The sequence below is a fragment of the Nocardia tenerifensis NBRC 101015 genome, from assembly GCF_000308715.1.
GTDB lineage: Bacteria > Actinomycetota > Actinomycetes > Mycobacteriales > Mycobacteriaceae > Nocardia > Nocardia tenerifensis.
In genome coordinates, this window is the sequence record NZ_BAGH01000040.1 from 1 (window position 1) to 19,525 (window position 19,525).

Annotated in this window: 19 protein-coding genes; 13 read left to right on the plus strand and 6 right to left on the minus strand. The window is 69.5% G+C overall.

What is annotated here, in order from left to right; all coding sequences use genetic code 11:
* On the minus strand, positions 1-2,432 hold a 2,432-nt coding region (locus ON39_RS03810; RefSeq protein WP_063713299.1), incomplete at its 3' end, for a glycerol-3-phosphate 1-O-acyltransferase.
* Between the two features lie 132 nt (positions 2,433-2,564).
* Between ON39_RS03810 and ON39_RS03815 the strand changes: the two genes are divergently transcribed.
* The 7 genes from ON39_RS03815 to ON39_RS03845 all read left to right on the plus strand — a co-directional run bounded on the left by ON39_RS03815 (position 2,565) and on the right by ON39_RS03845 (position 9,205).
* Positions 2,565-3,329 carry a DUF2127 domain-containing protein gene (locus ON39_RS03815; RefSeq protein WP_040731002.1) on the plus strand — a complete coding sequence of 255 codons (765 nt, stop codon included), beginning with the start codon at positions 2,565-2,567 and terminating at the stop codon, positions 3,327-3,329.
* Between the two features lie 103 nt (positions 3,330-3,432).
* Entirely contained in the window at positions 3,433-4,749 is a 1,317-nt protein-coding gene (locus tag ON39_RS03820) for a salicylate synthase (protein ID WP_040730960.1), read from the plus strand.
* A gap of 108 nt (positions 4,750-4,857) precedes the next feature.
* Positions 4,858-5,736, plus strand: a complete 879-nt coding sequence (locus ON39_RS03825) for an oxidoreductase (RefSeq protein ID WP_040730962.1) — start codon at positions 4,858-4,860, stop codon at positions 5,734-5,736.
* Between the two features lie 92 nt (positions 5,737-5,828).
* Positions 5,829-6,299 carry a carboxymuconolactone decarboxylase family protein gene (locus ON39_RS03830; protein WP_040730964.1) on the plus strand — a complete coding sequence of 157 codons (471 nt, stop codon included), beginning with the start codon at positions 5,829-5,831 and terminating at the stop codon, positions 6,297-6,299.
* A gap of 280 nt (positions 6,300-6,579) precedes the next feature.
* On the plus strand, positions 6,580-7,671 hold the full coding sequence (locus ON39_RS03835) for a 3-deoxy-7-phosphoheptulonate synthase (protein WP_040730967.1): 1,092 nt from the start codon (positions 6,580-6,582) through the stop codon (positions 7,669-7,671).
* A gap of 96 nt (positions 7,672-7,767) precedes the next feature.
* Entirely contained in the window at positions 7,768-8,412 is a 645-nt protein-coding gene (locus ON39_RS03840; RefSeq protein ID WP_040730969.1) for a LysE family translocator, read from the plus strand.
* A gap of 97 nt (positions 8,413-8,509) precedes the next feature.
* Positions 8,510-9,205, plus strand: coding sequence for a trimeric intracellular cation channel family protein (locus ON39_RS03845; RefSeq protein WP_051186271.1), 696 nt, complete (start codon positions 8,510-8,512; stop codon positions 9,203-9,205).
* A 34-nt stretch (positions 9,206-9,239) separates the two neighbouring features.
* Here ON39_RS03845 and ON39_RS03850 read toward each other — a convergent pair whose 3' ends face one another.
* From ON39_RS03850 to ON39_RS03860, 3 genes are all read right to left on the minus strand, one after another.
* Positions 9,240-9,785, minus strand: a complete 546-nt coding sequence (locus ON39_RS03850; protein ID WP_040730971.1) for a dihydrofolate reductase family protein — start codon at positions 9,783-9,785, stop codon at positions 9,240-9,242.
* A 43-nt stretch (positions 9,786-9,828) separates the two neighbouring features.
* The gene (locus ON39_RS03855) at positions 9,829-11,001 is read right to left on the minus strand and encodes a pyridoxal phosphate-dependent aminotransferase (protein WP_040730973.1); all 1,173 of its coding nucleotides are present in this window, start codon (positions 10,999-11,001) and stop codon (positions 9,829-9,831) included.
* Between the two features lie 174 nt (positions 11,002-11,175).
* On the minus strand, positions 11,176-12,081 hold the full coding sequence (locus ON39_RS03860) for a sigma-70 family RNA polymerase sigma factor (RefSeq protein ID WP_040730976.1): 906 nt from the start codon (positions 12,079-12,081) through the stop codon (positions 11,176-11,178).
* Positions 12,082-12,187: 106 nt separating this feature from the next.
* On the opposite strand from ON39_RS03860, the gene ON39_RS03865 reads away from it, so the two are divergent.
* From ON39_RS03865 to ON39_RS03885, 5 genes are all read left to right on the plus strand, one after another.
* Positions 12,188-12,790, plus strand: a complete 603-nt coding sequence (locus tag ON39_RS03865) for a GNAT family N-acetyltransferase (RefSeq protein WP_040730978.1) — start codon at positions 12,188-12,190, stop codon at positions 12,788-12,790.
* Positions 12,791-12,896: 106 nt separating this feature from the next.
* Positions 12,897-14,555, plus strand: a complete 1,659-nt coding sequence (locus tag ON39_RS03870; protein WP_040730980.1) for a DNA repair helicase XPB — start codon at positions 12,897-12,899, stop codon at positions 14,553-14,555.
* A 41-nt stretch (positions 14,556-14,596) separates the two neighbouring features.
* Positions 14,597-15,265, plus strand: a complete 669-nt coding sequence (locus ON39_RS03875; RefSeq protein ID WP_051186270.1) for a DUF3239 domain-containing protein — start codon at positions 14,597-14,599, stop codon at positions 15,263-15,265.
* 52 nt (positions 15,266-15,317) lie between these two features.
* Positions 15,318-15,956, plus strand: coding sequence for a LysE family translocator (locus tag ON39_RS03880; protein ID WP_040730986.1), 639 nt, complete (start codon positions 15,318-15,320; stop codon positions 15,954-15,956).
* A 70-nt stretch (positions 15,957-16,026) separates the two neighbouring features.
* Positions 16,027-17,430, plus strand: a complete 1,404-nt coding sequence (locus tag ON39_RS03885) for a M1 family metallopeptidase (RefSeq protein ID WP_040730987.1) — start codon at positions 16,027-16,029, stop codon at positions 17,428-17,430.
* A gap of 11 nt (positions 17,431-17,441) precedes the next feature.
* Here the strand turns inward: ON39_RS03885 and ON39_RS03890 are convergent, their stop codons facing one another.
* Positions 17,442-18,329 carry a hypothetical protein gene (locus tag ON39_RS03890; protein WP_040730990.1) on the minus strand — a complete coding sequence of 296 codons (888 nt, stop codon included), beginning with the start codon at positions 18,327-18,329 and terminating at the stop codon, positions 17,442-17,444.
* A 296-nt stretch (positions 18,330-18,625) separates the two neighbouring features.
* Here ON39_RS03890 and ON39_RS03895 point away from each other — a divergent pair, with 296 nt between their 5' ends.
* Positions 18,626-19,144, plus strand: coding sequence for an LppU/SCO3897 family protein (locus ON39_RS03895; protein WP_040730994.1), 519 nt, complete (start codon positions 18,626-18,628; stop codon positions 19,142-19,144).
* Here the strand turns inward: ON39_RS03895 and ON39_RS03900 are convergent.
* Positions 19,145-19,525: WYL domain-containing protein (locus ON39_RS03900; protein ID WP_040730997.1), on the minus strand; the 381-nt coding region annotated here is incomplete at its 5' end.

A 19,525-nucleotide genomic window follows, 5' to 3' on the forward strand; every position in this document is an offset into this window, starting at 1 on the left:
GCGGCGGCCTGCGAGATGCGGGCGCCGATGGTGCGCAGCCGATCCGCGAACTCCACTCGACGCCTGGCCAATTCGGCCCTGCGAGCGGCCGAGTCATCGGACACGGTTTCGAGCAGACCGTAGTTGTCGGCGAGTTTCAGTGCAGTGCTGAACAATTCGGTGGAGACCGATTCCGGGCTGTGCAGCCGCTGTTGCAGCATCATCTGCTTACCGACCGCGACGCATTCGGCGATGAACTGCTTGCGGTCGATCTCGGTCTCCGGTTCGCGGGCGGCCAGCCGCTCGGCCACCACCAGCTGCGCGTCGAAGAAGGAACGAAGCACGCGGTGCGCCATCATGAATCCGGACCCGGTGAGCTTGGCCATGACCTCGGCGCCGAGCGTGTTGTCGCGGGTGTGGCTGTGCCATTCGGGGTCGAGCAGCAGCATCTCGGCCGTCATCTGCTCGGCGAACTCGGCCCGCTCCGGGAAGAAGAACTCGAACTTCAACAGGTCGCGCAGCCGGAACGCCTCGTCCCAGCCGGTGGTCAGCTGGTCGGCGCCGTCGCTGTCGAGCGCGGCCAGGATGGACAGCTCGAGGATGGCGCGGTGGACGAACCAGTGCACCGCGCTGTTGCGGTAGAACGCGGCCTCGAGGTGTGCGCCGGCCTCGATCGAGTACACCGGCTCCAGCCCGCCGCGGTAGACCGTCACCACCTTGGCGAGCGAGAGTTGTTCCAGCACAACGGCGAGTCCCTGATCGTCGCGCAGCGCGGCCAGCTCGCCGTGCGGCAGGTCGCGCCGCTCGATGTAGCCGAGCACCGGGGCGAGCACCGTGCGCACCTCGCCGAGGGTGAGGGCGCGCTCGTGCACGCCGAGCAGCGCGAGGGTGACCAGCGCGTTGACCGTCACGGGCGTGACCGCGTTGATGCCGACGGCGATCTCGAAGGCCAACCGCTGCACGGCTTTGCGCTCCAACTCGGCGATCTCGGGCGAGTCGGGCGTGCCCTGCCCGGCCTCGGTGTGCCCGGCGGGCGCGGGCTCGGTGCGGTGCAGCGGGATGGTGAGCGGCGGTGTGGTGAGCGGATCACCGTGCGCCGCAAGCCGATCGCGGGCCGAGAGCGGCTCGCCGAACCGCACGTACACGTGCCCGGCCGAATGCTGTTGGCTGCGAACGTAACGCGCGAGCCAGGCGAGCCCCTCGGGCTTCTTCTTGCCGCCGACCTGCTCGGTCGAGATGGCGCCGAGCTCGTTGAGCCGCTCGTAGGTGATCGACACCGGAACCAGCATGACGTCCTCGACACGCTCCGCCCGCACCGCCGCGGCGAGGTAATTCAGCAGCCCGTAGCGCGGCGGGCGCAGCTTGCCGGTGCGGGTGCGGCCGCCCTCGAAGTACCACTCGAGGTTGAATCGCTTGGCGAGCAGGAAGGCGAAGTACTCCTCGACCACCGCCTTGTACACCTCGTCGTCGCCGAAACTGCGCCGGATGAACACGGTTCCGGTGCGCCGCGCGATCGGGCCCATCGGCCAGAAGCTCAGGTTCGCGCCGCCGATCACGTGGTTGGGCGGAAAGTCGTTGCGGGCCAGCACATCACCGAGCACGAACGCGTCGACGTAGGAGCGGTGCGAGGGCAGGAACACCAGCGGATAGCGGCGGTTGAGGTCGCGCAGCGCGGCCAGCCCCGAGTCGTCGGAGTCCACCTTCCAGGTCGACGCGTGGATCGGGCGCATGGCCTGGGTGAACAGGTCGGAGACCAATCTGCTTTGCGCCGCGACGAGTTCGTTCAGCGCCTTCTCCGCGCGCCGGTACACCTCGTGCGGGCTCGCGCCGATCTGGTCGGCGATGAGCTCGAGCCTGCGCCCGAAATCGCGGGAGTCGAGGATCTCCTCGGCCACCAGCCGGGGCACCTTGTAGCGGTCGCCGATGATGGTGCGTTCGGCCCGCTCCAGCGCGACCACCGCGGCGCGCACGATGGCGCGCGCGAACGGCTCGGCCGTGCCCTTGGCGACCAGCGCGGCGGCCTCGGGATTGTTCGTGCGCAACTCGCTGAGCAGCGCGGGCTGCCCGGTGAGTACCACGTGCCGGTTCGGCCGTCCGGCCAACCGGCGCTGCGCCAGCCGATTCGGCTTGCGCGGGTTGGTCAGTAATGCCATGTCCGCGAAGGTGATCCGGCGTACGCCGTCGCGCTCCGGCGGCAGCCACAGCACCCGCACCGGGACCACGAGCGGGTCGTCGTGCCTGCCGACCAGGCGGTCGGCCACGGCGCCCGCGTCCAGATCCAGCTGGGTGATCGGCGCGTCGGCGCCGAACTCCGCGGCGATCCCGCCCTCGGCCAACCAGGCGCCAACGAGTTCGCGCTCCACCGCGGAGACCGCGTCGACCAGGGCAACCACCGAACCCGGCGCCGCCGCTCGCTGAATATCCGCAGGCGATCCGCCACGGTGCTCGATCATGCCCAAGTCCCTCCACTAACGATCACCCCATTGAATCCCCTCGCGACGTTTTCGCGCAGGCACTCGGGCGAGCGAATCGAACGTGCGGCCATGATCGGCGCGTTCGACCCGCGCACGAATTACGCTGCTCGAATGGATTGGGCTCTACGCGCGTGTGGCTGGCACGGCCACTACACCTACGCGCCGGACGAGGCGGACCTGGCCGAGCGGCTGCGGGTCGACACCGTGGCCGGGGTGGCGTGGCGGTGCCTGCGCTGCGGGACCTTCGTGCCGGGCGAGCCGGTGGGGTCCGGTCCGGCCGACCACGCGCCCGAGGTGCCGCGCGGACGGCTGCTGCAGGATCGCTGGCTCATGCGCGCCTTGGCGATCGAGCGGTTGCTGCGTGGGCTGGTGCTGGTCGTCGCCGCGTTCGGCGTGCTGAAGTTCCGGACGTCGCGGGAGACGATGCGGGCCGCGTTCGATCAGGATCTGCCGCTGCTGCGACCGCTGGCCGACCAGCTCGGCTGGGACATCGACAGGTCGAAGATCGTGCACCTGATCGATGAGGCCTTCTCCCTGTCGAATACGACGCTGCTATGGGTGGCCGCGGGCATCTTCGTCTACGCGGGGTTGCAGGGCATCGAGGCGCTCGGGCTGTGGCTGATGAAACGGTGGGGCGAGTACTTCGCCGTCGTCGCGACGAGTTTGTTTCTGCCACTGGAGATTTACGAGCTGACCGAGAAGGTGACCGCGTTGCGGATCGGCGCGCTGCTGGTCAATATCGCCGCGGTGGTCTGGCTGCTCTACTCCAAGCGGTTGTTCGGTCTGCGTGGCGGCGCGGCCGCGTACCACGCCGAACACAGCGCGGAAAGTTTGCTGAGCGTCGAGCGATCGGCCTTGGCCGTCCCGGAGAAGTAACCCGCGCGGCGGCCGGTGGCTGTGTCCGCACGCACAATCCCCAGATAGTCAGGTAATGCTAACCTTACCTCCACAGTTGGGCTGCTAGCACTTTGGAGGATCGTTGTCGACCACGGACGAACGCTTGCGGGTGGAGTATGTGACCGACCCGGCGGCAGCGATGTCCCGGCTGGCGGGGGCCGATCGGTTCGGTGAGTACGTGATGTACGAACGGCCGGGCGAGTGGGTGTTCGCGGCCGATCCGATCGGCGGCATCGAACTCGACGTCGAGGAACTGCGGGTCACCTGGGACGGCCGGACCACCGCCACGTCATGGGACGGCCGCCCGGCGAGTGTGGTTGATCAGGCGCTGCGCGCGTTGCCGCTCGACGGCCGAAATGCCTACGGCTGGATCGGATTCGAGTTCTGCGCGTGGGCCTACGGCGCGACCGAACACGTCGATCCGCGAACCACGCTGGTGCAGTTGATGATTCCGCGCATCGAGGTGCGGATCGGTGAGTTCGGCATCCGGGTGTCCGGCGCGACGCCGTCGGAGACCGGCGACATCCACGAGCTGATCACCGCGTCGCAGGAGTCCGAACTGCCGCAGCCGCATCCGGCGGACGTCCGGCTCGATCCGACCGGTTACGCGGGCCGGGTCGCCGAGGCGGTCGGGGAGATCCAGGCGAACCGCTACCAAAAGGTCATCCTCTCGCGGAAGGTCGACTTGCCGTTCGTGGTGGACATGCCCGCGACGTATCGGCTCGGCCGCGCGCACAACACGCCCGCGCGATCGTTCCTGTTGCGGCTCGGCGGACTGGAAGCGGCCGGGTTCAGCCCGGAACTCGTCGCCGCCGTCGACGAGGAGCGTTTGGTGACTACCGAGCCGGTCGCGGGCACCAGGGCCTTCGGCCGGGGCGCGGAGCTCGACGCTGCGGCGCGCGCCGACCTGCTCGCCGACCCCAAAGAGATTGTGGAGCACGCGATTTCGGTGCAGACCTCGTTCGCGGAGATGGCCTCGGTGGCCGATCCGGGCACCGTCGCGGTCACCGACTTCATGGCGATCCGCGAGCGCGGCAGCGTGCAGCACATCTCCTCCACGGTGTGCGGCAGGCTGGCCGCCGACCGGTCCGCCTGGGACGCGCTCGAGGTGCTGTTCCCCTCGGTCACGGCGTCCGGCATCCCGAAGAGCGCGGGCATCGACTCGGTGTTCCGGCTCGACCACGATCCGCGCGGGCTGTACTCCGGTGCGGTGGTGACGGTCTCGGCGACCGGCGCGCTGGAGGCGACCCTGGTGCTCCGCGCGATCTATCAGACGACCGAGGGCGCCTGGCTGCGCGCCGGCGGCGGCATCGTCGAGCAGTCCCGCCCCGAGCGGGAGTTCGAGGAGACCTGCGAAAAGCTCGGCAGCATAGCGCCTTACGTGGTGCGCGCGCAGTAGGCCGCCGGGTCCACGGGCCGCGTATCGAAAGGTGCGCGGCTCGTGGGTTTCTCGGTGACGCGACGGTGAGCCGGGTGTGCCGCGACGTCCGGGTTTAGACTCGCCGGTATGAGCAGCTGGGACACCTCGAAGATGCCTGATCAGACCGGTCGGACGTTCATCGTGACCGGCGCCAACAGCGGACTCGGCGCGGCCACGGTGCGGTCGCTGGCCGGCGCGGGCGGGCGGGTGGTGCTCGCCTGCCGCGACGTCGCCAAGGGCGAGCGGGTGGCCGCGCCGCTGGGCGACCGCGCGGTGGTGCGGAGGCTGGACCTCGCGGATCTGGCGTCGGTGCGCGAGTTCGCCGCCGCGACGGAGCCGGCCGACGTGCTGATCAACAACGCCGGGGTGATGGCGCTGCCCGAGCTGCGGACCGCCGACGGCTTCGAGATGCAGGTCGGCACAAACCATCTCGGCCACTTCGCGCTGACCGGCCTGCTGCTGGACAAGATTTCGGAGCGGATCGTCACCGTCGCCAGCGGGGCGCACGTCATCGGCAAGATCGATCTGGACGACCTCAACTGGGAGCGGCGCAAGTACCAGCGCTGGGCCGCCTACGGGCAGGCGAAGCTGGCGAACCTGATGTTCGCCTACGAACTGCACCGCAGGCTGACCGCGGCGGGCTCGCCGAAGATCTCGGTGGCCGCGCACCCCGGTTACGCCTCGACCGAACTACAGTCGCACACCGAGTCGCTGTTGGACGCGGTGATGTGGGTGGGCAACCGCGTACTCGCGCAGAGCGCCGAGATGGGTTCGCTGCCAACGCTGTTCGCCGCGACCACGGACGTCGAACCCGGCGGCTACTACGGGCCGACCGGCTTTCGCGGCCTTCGCGGCTTCCCCGGCGTCTCCGGCTCCTCGCGCGCATCGCGGGATGAGGACGTCGCCCGCGGGTTGTGGGAACTGTCGGAGAAGCTGACCGGCGTCACCTACGAATTCGCGAAGTAGCCGCCGCAGTCCGAGCCGCCTTCGCTGTCACACATCGGGGAGCTGTGTCGTCCTCTCTGTAGACGCAGAACAACCACGAAGGAAGGCTCATCATGGAATCCCGCTTCAACCTCTTCGGCAGCCCGGTCGCGACCAGCTTCGTCAAGCGACTCAACGCGGCGACCAAGGTCATCAGCGACTCCGGCCTGCCCACGGCCACCTACGAGCTGGTCAAGATTCGCGCGAGCCAGATCAACGGCTGCGGCTACTGCACCGATATGCACACCAAGGACGCCGCGCACCACGGCGAGACCTCCGTGCGGCTCAACCTGGTCGCCGCCTGGCGCGAGGCCACCGTCTTCACCGAGGCCGAGCGGGCCGCGCTCGCGCTGACCGAGGAGGCCACCCGGATCGCCGACGGCCGCGGCGTCAGCGACGCGGTGTGGGAGGACGCGCGCAAGCACTACGACGACGATCAGATCGCCGGGCTGATCGCCGGCATCGCGATGATCAACGCCTGGAACCGGTTGAACGTCATCGCCCAGACCCCGGCGGGCGATTATGTGCCTGGACAGTGGGGCTGAGAGCCGGTTCGCCGCAGGCGAGTTGAACGCCGGCCTGGTTGTTCGGCTCGCCGCGGCGGCGAGAAGATCTCGCTGTGGCGTGCGGCACGGTCGATTCACCCCTTGGTACACGCCTGGTACAGTCGCCGACGTGCAGCGCGTGTATTTCTGGTTTAGCAAGCCGGCCCCGGGTGGGCTGGTCTGCGGCAACCACTTGCGCTGACAACCTTCCACCCCGAGCTGGACAGACCGGCTCGACGGGGTTTCGCGTCCGTGGGTCGGCCGAAGAAAAGGAACCCACATGACTACCGCTGTCGACATCGATCCACGCCATTCCGACCTGGATGACCAGCGCACTCTGAGCGTAAGTCCCCTGCGCTCGCCCGCCGAGGTCCGCCAGGTGCACCCGATCACCGACACCCTCGCGAACACGGTCCGCCGCGGCCGCGCGGCCACCGTCGACGTGCTGAACGGCGTGGACGACCGCCTGATGGTGATCGTCGGCCCGTGCTCGGTGCACGACCCCGCCGCCGCCCTCGACTACGCCCGCCGCCTGGCCACCAAGGCCGCCGAGCTCGACGACCGGCTGCACGTGGTGATGCGGGTGTACTTCGAGAAGCCACGCACCACCCTGGGCTGGAAGGGTCTGATCAACGATCCGCACCTGGACGGCTCCTTCGACGTCAACACCGGCCTCGGCTTCGGCCGCAAGCTGCTGGTCGACATCTCGGGTCTCGGCCTGCCGGTCGCGTGTGAGTTCCTCGACCCGATCACCCCGCAGTACATCGCGGACCTGGTCGCCTACGGCGCGATCGGCGCCCGCACCGCGGCCAGCCAGGTGCACCGCCAGCTGAGCAGCGCGCTGTCCATGCCGGTCGGCATCAAGAACGGCACCGACGGCGACGTGCAGGTGGCCGTCGACGGCGTCCGCGCCGCCGCGGCCAGCCACGTGTTCCCCGGCACCGACCTGGACGGCCGGGCCGCGCTGATCCGCACGATCGGAAACCCCGACTGCCACGTCATCCTGCGCGGCGGCACCTCGGGCACGAACTACGACGCGGAGTCGGTCGCCGAGGCGTGCATGCGGCTGGAGAAGGCCGGGCTGCCGCAGCGGGTCGTGGTCGACGCCAGCCACGGCAACAGCAACAAGGACCACAACCGGCAGGTCGACGTGGTCACCGATATCGCGGGCCGGTTGGCCGAAGGCGAGCGCGGTGTAGTCGGCGTGATGCTGGAGAGCTTCCTCGTCGCCGGTCGCCAGGACCTCACCCTCGGCCACGCCGACGAACTGACCTACGGCCAGTCCATCACCGACGCCTGCCTCGACTGGGACACCACGGCGGCCCAGCTCGACCGGCTCGCCGACGCGGTCGAGCGTCGCCGTAACGCCTGACGGCCGTGCCGGTTTCGGCCTCCCGCGCGGGAGGCCGGACCAGCAACCCGCAAGTGGACCGAGACGGACGGGCGCGGGTCGGCGAGGATCGGTGGCGTGATCGAAATGGCGGCGGTGCTCGGCGTGGCGGCCGTGGCGTTGGGGCTGGTCCTGACGCCGGGGCCGAACATGATGTATTTGGTGTCCAGGACGGTGTCGCAGGGACGACGCGCCGGACTGGTGTCGCTGGCCGGTGTCGCGGCGGGGTTCGGGGTGTACCTGGTCGCGGCGGCGGCGGGGATCACCGCGGTGTTCGCGGTGGTGCCGGGGCTGTACCTCGCGGTGAAGCTGGCCGGGGCCGCGTATCTGCTGTGGCTGGCCTGGCAGGCGCTGCGGCCCGGCGGCACCTCGGTGTTCGCGCCCGCCGCGTTGCCCGCGGATCCGACGCGGCGGTTGTTCACGATGGGGTTGGTCACGAACCTGCTCAACCCGAAGATCGCGATCATGTACATGGCGCTGATCCCGCAGTTCGTGGCGCCCGACCACGGGCACGTCTGGTTGCAGAGCCTGTGCCTCGGCCTGGTGCAGATTGCGGTGGCGCTGACGGTCAACGGCCTGATCGTGCTCGGCGCGGGCGGCATCGCGACCTTCCTCAGCGGTCGCCCGCTGTGGCTGCGCGCTCAGCGTTATCTGATGGGCACCATGCTCGGCGCCATCGCGGTCCTCGTCGCCACCGACCGGGCGCGGCCCGTCCCCGCCTGACATAGCGGGCGGTTCGCCGGGTGGTGTGTGCCGCAGTCGGGTCACTCGCTGGCCTGTCGGCTGGGAGCGCGCGACGCGGTGTGACACGGTGAGCGGCATGGTGGATCTGTCGGCCGGTCACTTCGGGTCCGCGGTGGACGCGGCGCAGCATGTCGGAGAGTTGTTCGGGGTGTTCGCGTTCGCGAGTTCGGGCGCGTTGCTGGCCGTGCGGCGCGACTTCGACATCTTCGGGATCCTGGTGCTCGCGTGCGCCACCGCGCTCGGCGGCGGCATCATCCGGGATCTGCTCAGCGGCCGCACGCCGCCCCTGGCGTTCGTCGATCTCAGCTATCTGACGACGGCGACGCTCGCCGCGGTCGTCATCTTCTTCTGGCATCCGCCGCGGCGGCTGACCCGGGGACCGCTCGAGGTGGCCGACGCCTTCGGGCTCGGCCTGTTCTGCGTGACCGGGACGGTCGCCGCCTACTCGCGGGGGCTCGGCGCGCCGTCGGCCGCGCTGCTCGGCCTGGTCACCGCGATCGGCGGCGGCGTCATCCGCGACCTGCTCGGCGGCCAGACCCCGAATGTGCTTCGCCCCGAACAGATCTACGCGGTGCCCGCCTTGGTCGGCGCCATCATCACGGCGGCGCTGCTGCACTTCGGCGCCTACCAGGCGTGGACCGGGGCGCTGGCCGCGCTCGGCGCGATCGTGTTCCGCCTGCTCGCGCTGCGCTTCGGCTGGCACGCGCCGCAGGCCCGCCGGTATCCGCGGACCAGGCCACCGGCCGACCCGACCCTGCCGCACCCGTCCTGACCTCCCGCGCCCGGCGAGAGGTCAGGACGACGGATCAGTTCACCACTTGATAGCGCAGCTGGGCGAACTGACCGAACCGCGAGATATCGACCAATCGCATGCGCGAGGCCGGAATTCGGCGCGGCAGCACCGCGGCGCCGCCGCCCAGCGTCACCGGTGCGACGGAGGCGATGATCTCATCGAGCAGCCCCGCGTCGGCGAAAGAGCCGGTGAGCTCGCCCCCGCCGACGATCCAGATATTCTTGTCGCCCGCGGCCTCGGCCATCTCCCGGTGCACCGGCTCCACCGCGCCGGACACGAAACGCACGTCGGCGCCGGGAACGACGGGCAGCGTGCGGTGGGTGAAGACCCAGCACGGGATGTCGCCGTAGGTCTTGGCCCAGTTCTCGGGCGGGTCGTTGGCGATGATCCACTCGTAGGTGGTCGAGCCCATGCACATCGCGCCGACGCCGGACAGGTAGTCGTCGATATTGCTCTGCGTGGTGCCGTCGTCGTCGACCTCGAATAGCCAGGTCAGCGAGTTGTCCGCGTCGGCGATGTAGCCGTCGAAGCTGGTCGCGGTGAAGTATTGGGTAGCCATGGGCCATACCCTGCCAGCGAAACCTGACAGGGTACGGCAACTTTTATCGGCCGCCCGCGCGGAGTCGGCGCACGCCCTCGTCGAGGGTCTCGTCGCGCTTGCAGAAGGTGAAGCGCACCAGGTGATTCCAGGCGGCCGCGTCGTCGGCGAAGACGCTGACCGGGACGGCGGCGACGCCGAGCCGCTTCGGCAGGTCGCGGCAGAAGGCGAGGCCGTCGGTCGCGCCGAGCGCCGTGATGTCACCGCACACGAAATAGCCGCCGGCACTGGACTTCACGCCCAGGCCGGTATCGGCGAGGGCGGCGGCGAGCCGAAGTCGTCTCTCGGACAACGTGTCCCGCAGCCCGGCAACCCAGTCGAGCTCGTTGTTCAGCGCGTGCGCGACCGCGGGCTGGAACGGGCCGCCCGCGACGAAGGTCATGAACTGCTTGGCGGCGAGCACGCCGTCGATCAGCGCGGCGGGCGCGCACGCCCACCCGGTCTTCCAGCCGGTGACGTTGAAAGTCTTTGCCGCACTGGACACCACCACGGTGCGCTCGGCCATGCCGGGCAGCGTGGACAGGCTGATGTGCTCGGCGTCGTCGTAGACGAGATGCTCGTACACCTCGTCGGTGAGCACCAGAATGTCGTGCTCACAGGCGATCTCGGCGATGGCCTGCAGATCGGCGCGGCCCAGTACGGTGCCGGTCGGATTGTGCGGAGAGTTGACTACCAGCATTCTGGTCGCCGGGGTGATCGCGGCCCGGAGGCTGTCCAGATCGAGCACGAAGCCGTCGCCGTCGGCCACCAGCCGCGCGGTGCGCCGCCGCGCGCCCGCCAATGCCACTGCGGCGGCGTAGGAGTCGTAGTACGGCTCGATCAGCACCACCTCGGCGCCCGGCTCGACCAGGCCCAGGATGGCGGCGCTGATCGCCTCGGTCGCGCCGACGGTCACCAGCACCTGGGTGTCGGGATCGTAGACGGTGCCGTAGCGGCGGGCCCGGTCGTCGGCGATGGCGCGGCGCAGCACCGGCATGCCGCGGCCGGGCGGGTACTGGTTGAGGCCGTCGGCGATGGCCTGCCTGGCGACCTCGAGCATGCCGGCGGGGCCGTCGGCGTCGGGGAAGCCCTGCCCTAAGTTCACCGCGTCGAACCGGACGGCGAGTTCGGTCATCTCCGCGAAGATGGTGGAGGCGAACGGGCGCAGGCGGGCAACGGTGGCGGGTTGCGGAGGCATATTCGGAGACTAGTCCAGCGGGTTGATGCTGGCAGCGCCGTGTTCTACCGCGCAGTTCGGCGGCGTGCCGAGGTTTCGGCGTGGGGGCCGACGGCTCGCGGTGTGGGTTGTGCCACGTCACCGCGCCCGCGCCGGTTTGTGCCGACAGCTCATGGGCGCGAGAATTCGCGGGTTTCAGCCGAGTCGAATGCCGGTCAGCTTGGCCGGGTTCGCGAGATCGTAAGTAGCCCAGACCAATCCGTCGCGGACGGTGAAGCCCATCACCCGGGGCGGATGGTCGTAATCGGCGGTGACCACCAACCCCAATTGTCCGTTGACCGTGGCCAATTCGTAGTCGTAGGCGGGGTCGATCTCCGGGCCGTCGAGGCCGTACTTGCGCACGAGGCCTGCGAAGAAACGGGCGATGCGGTCCGCGCCGTGCAGCGTGTTCACGGCGGTGGACGTGGTGCCGTCGGCGTCGCCGATCGCCCGCGAATCCGGGTGCAGCGCAGCGGTGACCGCGCGTACGTCACCGGCGCGCAGCGCGGTCAGGAAGCGCTGCACCGCGGCCTCGTGCTCGGCGTCGGGCACCGGCGGCGGCGTGTCCGCGACGGCCTTGCGGGCGCGGACCGCGAGCTGCCGCGCGGCCTCGACCGAGACCTCGAGGATGTCGGCGATCTCATCGAACGGCACCGAAAGTCCGTCGTGCAGAACGAAAGCCACCCGCTGCGGCGGGGTCAGGCGGTCGAGCACCACCATGGCCGCGAGGCGGTACTCCTGCCTGCGCACCACCGTCTCCAGCGGATCCGGCGTGCTCGACGGCGTGCGGCCGGTCACCACCGGCTCCGGCAGCCATTGCCCCACATAGCTTTCCCGGCGCACCGCGGCGCTGCGCAGGCGGTCGAGGCAGATCCGGCTCACCACGGTCGTCAGCCAGGCGCGCGGGTCGTCGATCTCGGACTGGTGGGCGCCGGCCAGGCGCAGCCAGCTCTCCTGCACCGCGTCCTCGGCGTCGCCGACGCTGCCCGTCAGCCGATACGCGACCGAGAGCAGATGCGCCCGGTGTGATTCGAACAATCCGGCGAGCAGAGCGGCGACCATCGGGAAGAGTCTACGATCTCCCGGCCGGTCGATTTACCACGGTATGGCCGGGCGCGCACGCCGAAACCGGATGCTGCGCCCGCGTGATTCATGACAACATGACTCGATGGACGCACACGCGCTGTCGAACGGAATGGTCTGGCTGTCGATCCCCACCGCCGCGGACATCGACGCGATCACCGAGTGTTGCCAGCACCCGTCCATCGGCGAGTGGGTGACCATCCCGGTGCCCTACACCCGCGACAACGCGCAGACCTTCATCGACGACATCGTCCGCCCCGGCTGGGCGGGCCACAGCCCGACCTGGGCGCTGCGCCTGTACCAGGACGGTCCCGTCGTCGGCATGATCGGCCTCGGCGAACGCGACGAGTCGGCGGCCGAGATCGGCTACTGGCTGGCCCCGAGCGCACGCTCCCGCGGCCTGATGACCCAGGCCGTGAATATGGTCTGCGACTACGGTTTCCGCCCCAACGGCCTGGCTCTCGAGCGCATCAGTTGGCGCGCCTTCGTCGGCAACTACCCCTCGGCCGCGGTGGCGCGCCGCGCCGGCTTCCACTACGAAGGTCTGTCCCGCCTGGGCAGCCTGCAACGCGGCCGCCGACGCGACCACTGGCTGGCCGCCCGCCTGTCCACCGACCCGTCGGGCCCGGCTCTGGACTGGCCCGCCGAGTTCGACCGCGCCCTCCAGTCGGCCCGCGAGTCCCGCTGAGATCGACTGCCTCTCCCAGCGGCGATTGTCGTGGTCAGGGGACCGTCCGTGCCGGGCTGTCGGGGGTCTCAGGAAGAATGGTCCGGAATCGATGCGAGGAGGGACCTTGACCGACGGTCCACTGATTGTCCAGAGTGACAAGACGCTGCTGCTGGAGGTCGACCACGAGTTGGCCGACGCGGCGCGTCAGGCCATCGCCCCGTTCGCCGAGCTGGAGCGGGCGCCCGAGCACGTGCACACCTACCGGGTGACGCCGCTGGCGCTGTGGAACGCGCGGGCCGCGGGCCACGACGCCGAGCAGGTGGTCGACGCGCTGGTCAGCTTCTCCCGGTACGCGGTGCCGCAGCCGCTGCTGGTCGACATTGTCGACACCATGGCGCGGTACGGGCGGTTGCAGCTGGTCAAGCACCCGGCGCACGGCCTGGTGCTGGTCAGCCTGGATCGGGCGGTGCTGGAGGAGGTGCTGCGGCACAAGAAGCTCGCGCCGATGTTCGGGGCCAGGATCGACGACGACACGGTCATCGTGCACGGCTCCGAGCGCGGCCGGATCAAGCAGATGCTGCTGAAGATCGGCTGGCCCGCCGAGGACCTGGCCGGGTACGTCGACGGCGAGGCGCACCCGATCGAGCTGGACTACACCGACGACAAGTGGCACCTGCGCGACTACCAGGAGATGGCCGCCGACTCGTTCTGGGCGGGCGGGTCCGGCGTGGTGGTGCTGCCCTGCGGCGCGGGCAAGACGATGGTCGGCGCGGCCGCCATGGCCAAGGCGAAGGCGACCACGTTGATCCTGGTCACCAACACGGTCGCGGGCAGGCAGTGGCGGCGCGAGCTGCTGGCGCGCACCTCGCTGACCGAGGAGGAGATCGGCGAGTACTCGGGCGAACGCAAGGAGATCCGCCCGGTCACCATCGCGACCTACCAGGTGATCACCCGCCGCACCAAGGGTGAGTACAAGCACCTCGAGCTGTTCGACAGCCGCGACTGGGGCCTGGTCATCTACGACGAGGTGCACCTGCTGCCCGCCCCGGTCTTCCGGATGACCGCCGACCTGCAGTCGCGCCGCCGCCTCGGCCTCACCGCGACCCTGGTTCGGGAGGACGGCCGCGAGGGCGACGTGTTCTCCCTGATCGGCCCGAAGCGCTACGACGCGCCGTGGAAGGACATCGAGGCGCAGGGCTGGATCGCCCCGGCCGACTGCATCGAGGTCCGGGTCACGCTGACCGACGCCGAACGGATGGCCTACGCGACCGCCGAGCCGGAGGAGCGCTACAAGCTGTGCTCCACCGCGCGCACGAAAATCCCGGTGGTGCAGTCGATCCTGGCCAAGCACACCGACGCGCCGACCCTGGTGATCGGCGCCTACCTCGAGCAGCTGGACGAGCTCGGCGCCGCGTTGAACGCCCCGGTGATCCAGGGCTCGACGAAAACCAAAGAGCGCGAAGAACTCTTCGAGGCCTTCCGGCAGGGCGAGATCCCCGTGCTGGTGGTGAGCAAGGTGGCGAACTTCTCCATCGATCTGCCCGAAGCCTCGGTGGCGGTGCAGGTTTCGGGTACGTTCGGCTCGCGACAGGAGGAGGCGCAGCGCCTCGGCAGGCTGCTGCGGCCGAAACACGATGGGGGGCAAGCCCATTTCTACTCGGTGGTGGCCAGAGACACGCTCGACGCCGAATATGCCGCGCACCGCCAGCGTTTTCTGGCGGAACAGGGGTATGCCTACCGCATCATGGACGCCGACGACCTGCTCGGCCCGCCCATCGGATAAGCGGAGGCAATTCCTCCGCAAACTGTGCTAGGAATAGGGACGTGCGACGCTTCGAATTCCCGGTGGACCGCAAGCATGCCCGCGCGGTCAACGAAGTCTTCGCCGACCAGCGTCGACTACGCATTTTGGCGGTCGTCGCCGCGATCATCGCGGCGGCCGGCGCGGCCTACCTGATCTACCTCGACCACCCGTGGGCCTACCTGCTCACCATCGCCTTCATCCTCGGCGCGGTGGTCGCGCTGTGGGTGGCCATCTGGACCGCGCGGCACGCCAGCATCGACAAGCTGTACACCGACGGCGAGCTCGTGCCCGCGGTGGTCGCGGAGGCCTATCCGTCGAGCGTGGTGCTGCTCGCCCTGGTCGACGTGGCCAAGCCGGGCGCGACCGATTCACGCTACGCGCTGGTGATCCGCCGGGTCCGCGCGCTGCCCGGCCACGAGGTGACGGCGGGGGAGCGGGTGCCCTCGGTCGCCGTGCGCACCGACCGCGCCCCGCGTCAGGTCGGCGAGCGGTGGCAGTCGGTCAGCGCCATGCCCATCGCGTGGGGCACCACCGACGAGGAGGTCATCGAGCGCGCCCGCGCCGCGATCAGTGACGCCGAATGGCGTTTGCTCACCGACAATCTCGCGCTTACCGACAAGGTCCGCCGCGCCCCCGCCAAGCGCCTGCTGCTCGATCCGCACCAACTGCCGGGCGACCTCGGCTCCTGAATCCCGGATGTTCCAGCCTTTTCGGAGTTGCGCCCGCGCATAGACTTCGAAGATGGTTCCGATGTCCAACCTGCTGGCGTTCGCCGCCGCGGCGACCGTCCTCATCATCGTCCCCGGGCCCGGTGTGCTGTTCACCATCGGACGCGCGCTCACGCTCGGCAGGCGCGCGGCATTGCTGTCGGTGGCCGGGCACAGTCTGGGTGTGTTCGTCGTCTTGTTGCTCGTCTCGATAGGGCTCGGCACCCTGCTGATGGCGTCGGCGCTCGCGCTCACCGTGATCAAGTTCGCCGGCGCGCTGTACTTGATCTACATCGGCGTGCAGGCGATTCGCGAGCGCAAGTCGCTGCGTGACGCGCTCGGCACCCAGGTCGAGGTGGTGCCGAACTCGCGGGTGCTGCGCCAGAGCGTGCTCGTCGGGCTGACCAACCCGAAGGCGATCGTCTTCTTCGCCGCCATCCTGCCGAACTTCGCCGACCCCGCCGCCGGGCCGCTGCAGCTGCAGTTCCTGATCCTCGGCTCGCTCTTCCTGGCCATCGCGGTGGTCTCCGACAGCGCGTGGGCGCTGCTCGCCGCCTCGGCGCGCAGCTGGTTCGCCCGGTCGCCGCGCAGGCTGGAGGCGGTCGGCGGGGCGGGCGGCATGATGATCGTCGGTCTCGGCGCCTCGGTGGCGCTCACCGGAAGCAGCAACTGAACGGACTACGATCAGTCGGTCGGTACGGCCGTGCCGAAAAAGTCGGGGGGCCGAGAGGGGCGGTTGGCGAATGAGGTTGTCCGGCTTGATGTGTGCCGCGGTCGTCGGCGTGCTCGTCACCGCCGCGGGGCCTGCCGCCGCGGACCCGCCGCCCGATCCGTTCACCGGGTCGTCCGGGCTCGGTGACCCGTACTACCCGGAGGACGGCAACGGCGGCTACGACGCGCGCCACTACGACGTCACCATCGACTACGACCCGCCGAGTCATCAGCTGATCGGGACGACGCGCGTCGAGGCCGTCTCGACCCAGGCGTTGCGCGCGTTCAACCTGGACTTCGCCGGGCCCGAGGTGCGGTCGGTGTCGGTGAACAACCAGCCCGCCGCATTCGCCCGAAACGGCGAGCACGAACTCACCGTGACGCCGCTACTTCCGCTGCTGCCGGGACTACCGTTCACAGTGACCGTGGACTACGCGGGACCCGCCGCGAACACCGAGGGCGCGGGCTGGACGTACGCGCCGAGCGGCGGCGCGTTCGCCGCGGGCGAGCCGCACTCCGCCACCACCTGGTACCCGCTCAACGACACCCCGCTGGACAAGGCCACCTTCGCGCTGCACGCGACCGTTCCGGCGGAGTGGGAGGTGGTCTCCATCGGCCTGCGCACCCAGGACGTGGTGCAGGGCGAGCGGCGGACGGTCAGCTGGGAGGCCCGTCAGCCGGTGGTCGGCTACCTGACCACGGTCGCGATCGACCGGTTCGACTTCCTCGATCAGCAGCGCGCCAACGGCACCCCGCTGATCAGCGCCTTCGCGCCGGAGGCCGAGCGGAACCGGGAGACCGAGCAGCGCCTGCCGGAGATCCTCGACTTCCTCGAAAGCCTCTACGGCCCTTACCCATTCGAGTCCGGGGGCGGCATCTACGTCGACGCCGACATCGCCTTCTCCCTGGAGACCCAGACCCGGCCGATCTACGCGCCGTGGACCGACCTGGCGACCGCGGTGCACGAGAACACCCATCAGTGGTGGGGCGACTCGGTCTCGGTGCGGCAGTGGTCCGACATCTGCCTGAACGAGTGCTTCGCCAGCTACACCGCCGACTACCTGTGGCCGGAGCGGAAAGAAGGCAAGGACGTCGACCAGGAGTTCCGGCAGACGATCCAGAAGTACCAGGGCAACAACGAGTTCTGGGACATCCCGCTGGAGAATCCCGGCGCTGGAAGGGAATTCACGTCGGTTTATTACCGTGGACCTTTGTTCCTGCACGCGTTGCGCAGGCAGCTCGGCGACGGTGTGTTCTTCTCGGCGATAAGGGAATTCAACGCGGGTCATGCGTACGGCAACGCGACCATGCCGGAGTTCCGCCGCTTCGTCCAGTCCAAGTCGCCGACGGATCTGACCGGATTCTTCGACGCCTGGCTCAACCAGGCCACGCAGCCGCCGGACGAGTACCTCTTCCCCGGCTCCCTGCGCGGCTGAGCGTCGCCCGCTCAGTCGTCGACGCGCTCGCGCGCCCGCCGCACCCAGCGTTCCACTCGATCGAGTTGCCGCTCGGCCGTGCGCAATTGATCCTGTGCCGTGCGTTCGGCCGCGCGGGTGGACTGGCGCTCCTGCTCGACCTGGGCGAGTGACTCCTTCAACTCGGCGATCCGCGAGTCGATGCCGCCGAGGCGGTCCGCCGCGCTCTCGGCCTCCTGCTTGGCCGAATCCCGTGCCGTGCGGGCGGTTTCGAGCGCGGCCAGGGCGTCGTCCAGCTCCTGTCGCGAGGTGTCGTCTTTCTTGTCCTCGGGTGACTTGTCCTTGGCCGATTTGGACTTGACCGACTTGGACTTGTTCGCACCGGACTTGCGCGCGCCGGGTTTCTGCGTGGCAGGTTTGTCCTCGACGGCGGCCGAGCCGGGCCCCGCGGGACCGAAACCCGCATAGGTCTCAGCCGTGGTCAACGTTCCGGAGTGGACCTGCTCGGCGACCTCCGGGTCGGCAAGCGCGGCGGTGAGGGTCTGGCCCACCTCGCGCAGCACGCCCTCGTTCACCGGGTGGTCGTGCCCGGCGGCGAGTTCGCCCGCCTTCTTGGCGAGCGCGTTGACCGCCTGCTGGCGCTGTCCCGTCAGGGTGCGTAACTCGTCGCCGGAGAGTGTGCGCTGCGCCGAGCGCAATGCCGCGCCGAGTTCCAGCAGCGCCGCCACGTCGTCGGGCGCCTCGCGGGCCAGCAGGTTCACCGTCCAGGCGGTGACCGTCGGTTTGCGGAGCTTGCCGATGGCGGTCGCGAGCTCTTTGTCGCCCGCCTCCTTGGCCTTGTCGACCTGGGCCGTGCGCGCGGCGACGAACTCGCTCGGAGCGAGTCCGTACAGGTCGCGGGCGACGTCGTCCAGCGTCATACTCGCCAAGCGTAACGACATGGCGGGCCGAAGCGAAAGAACCCACGTGTTGGACGAATGTCCACGTCAGGGTAAGTCGCGAAAGGCATTGCCAGTGAACTCTTTTGGTCTCCAACTGCTCGGTCGCCTGCTCCCGAGCATCCTCGGGTACGCCCTGCTCGGCATGTGGAGCACCTGGTAGTCAGTCGCGCCACGTCCGGTATCACCCGTAGAGCTGATGCGGTCGCGCTCGGCGTCCGGGTATCCTCACCGCGTTCGCGAGCGGCGTGAATGTGTTCGGTGAGAGAGGTTTTCAGGTGAACTTTCCAGGAGCGAGGCTGCTGGCACGCGTGGTGCTTGCCCTCGTAGCGGTGGCGGCGGTCGTCATCACGGTGGTCGGTTGTTCCTCGGCCAAGGACGACGGCAAGTCCGGCACGGCCAAGGTCGGCGACTGCGTCGTCAGGGGCGCCACGGCCGACGCCAAGACCGAGACGGTCGACTGCTCGTCGGAGAAGGCCGTCTACAAGATCGCGCAGACCTCGGACAAGAAGCTCGACTGCGCGACCGACTACACCGCCTACCAGGCCAACTTCGCCGACGGCGGCACCGCCTTCCTGTGCCTGGCACCCAACTTCAAGCAGGGCAGCTGCTACAGCGAGTCCAGCTCGGCCGGCGTCAAGAACGTGGACTGCGGGTCCAGCGAGGCCAACTTCAAGGTCGTGAAGCGGATCGACGGACAGGCCGACGAGCTGCTGTGCGGCGCGGACGCGGACAGCTTCCGCCTGATCTCCGAGGCCCCGAAGACGACCTTCTGCCTCGCCAAGCCCAAGGCCTGATCACTCCAGCAGAGCGACCGACGCGATCCGGTGCAGCGTGAAGTGCCGGATCGCGCCGGTCACCGGGTCGACCGCGTCCAACTGGCCGTTGCCGACCTTGATCGGTTCCACCACGCGCTGCGTCGCGACGCCGGACGCGTCGACGTAGCCGATATTGACCGACCGCCGCACCCGCGCCGCGAGCTGGAGCAGCGCGAGGGTCGCCGCGGTATTGGTGCGGGTGCCGTCCATCCGCACCGACTGTCCGGAGCGGGCGCTGGTCGCGCGCTCGGCCGCGCGCAGCTCGGTGACGAGCAGCTCGAGCTGTTCGGTGCTCGGCGGCGTCGGCCGCCACGGCGGCCTGGCATTGGGCCGCGCGGAGATGCGCGCGCCGCGCCGCCG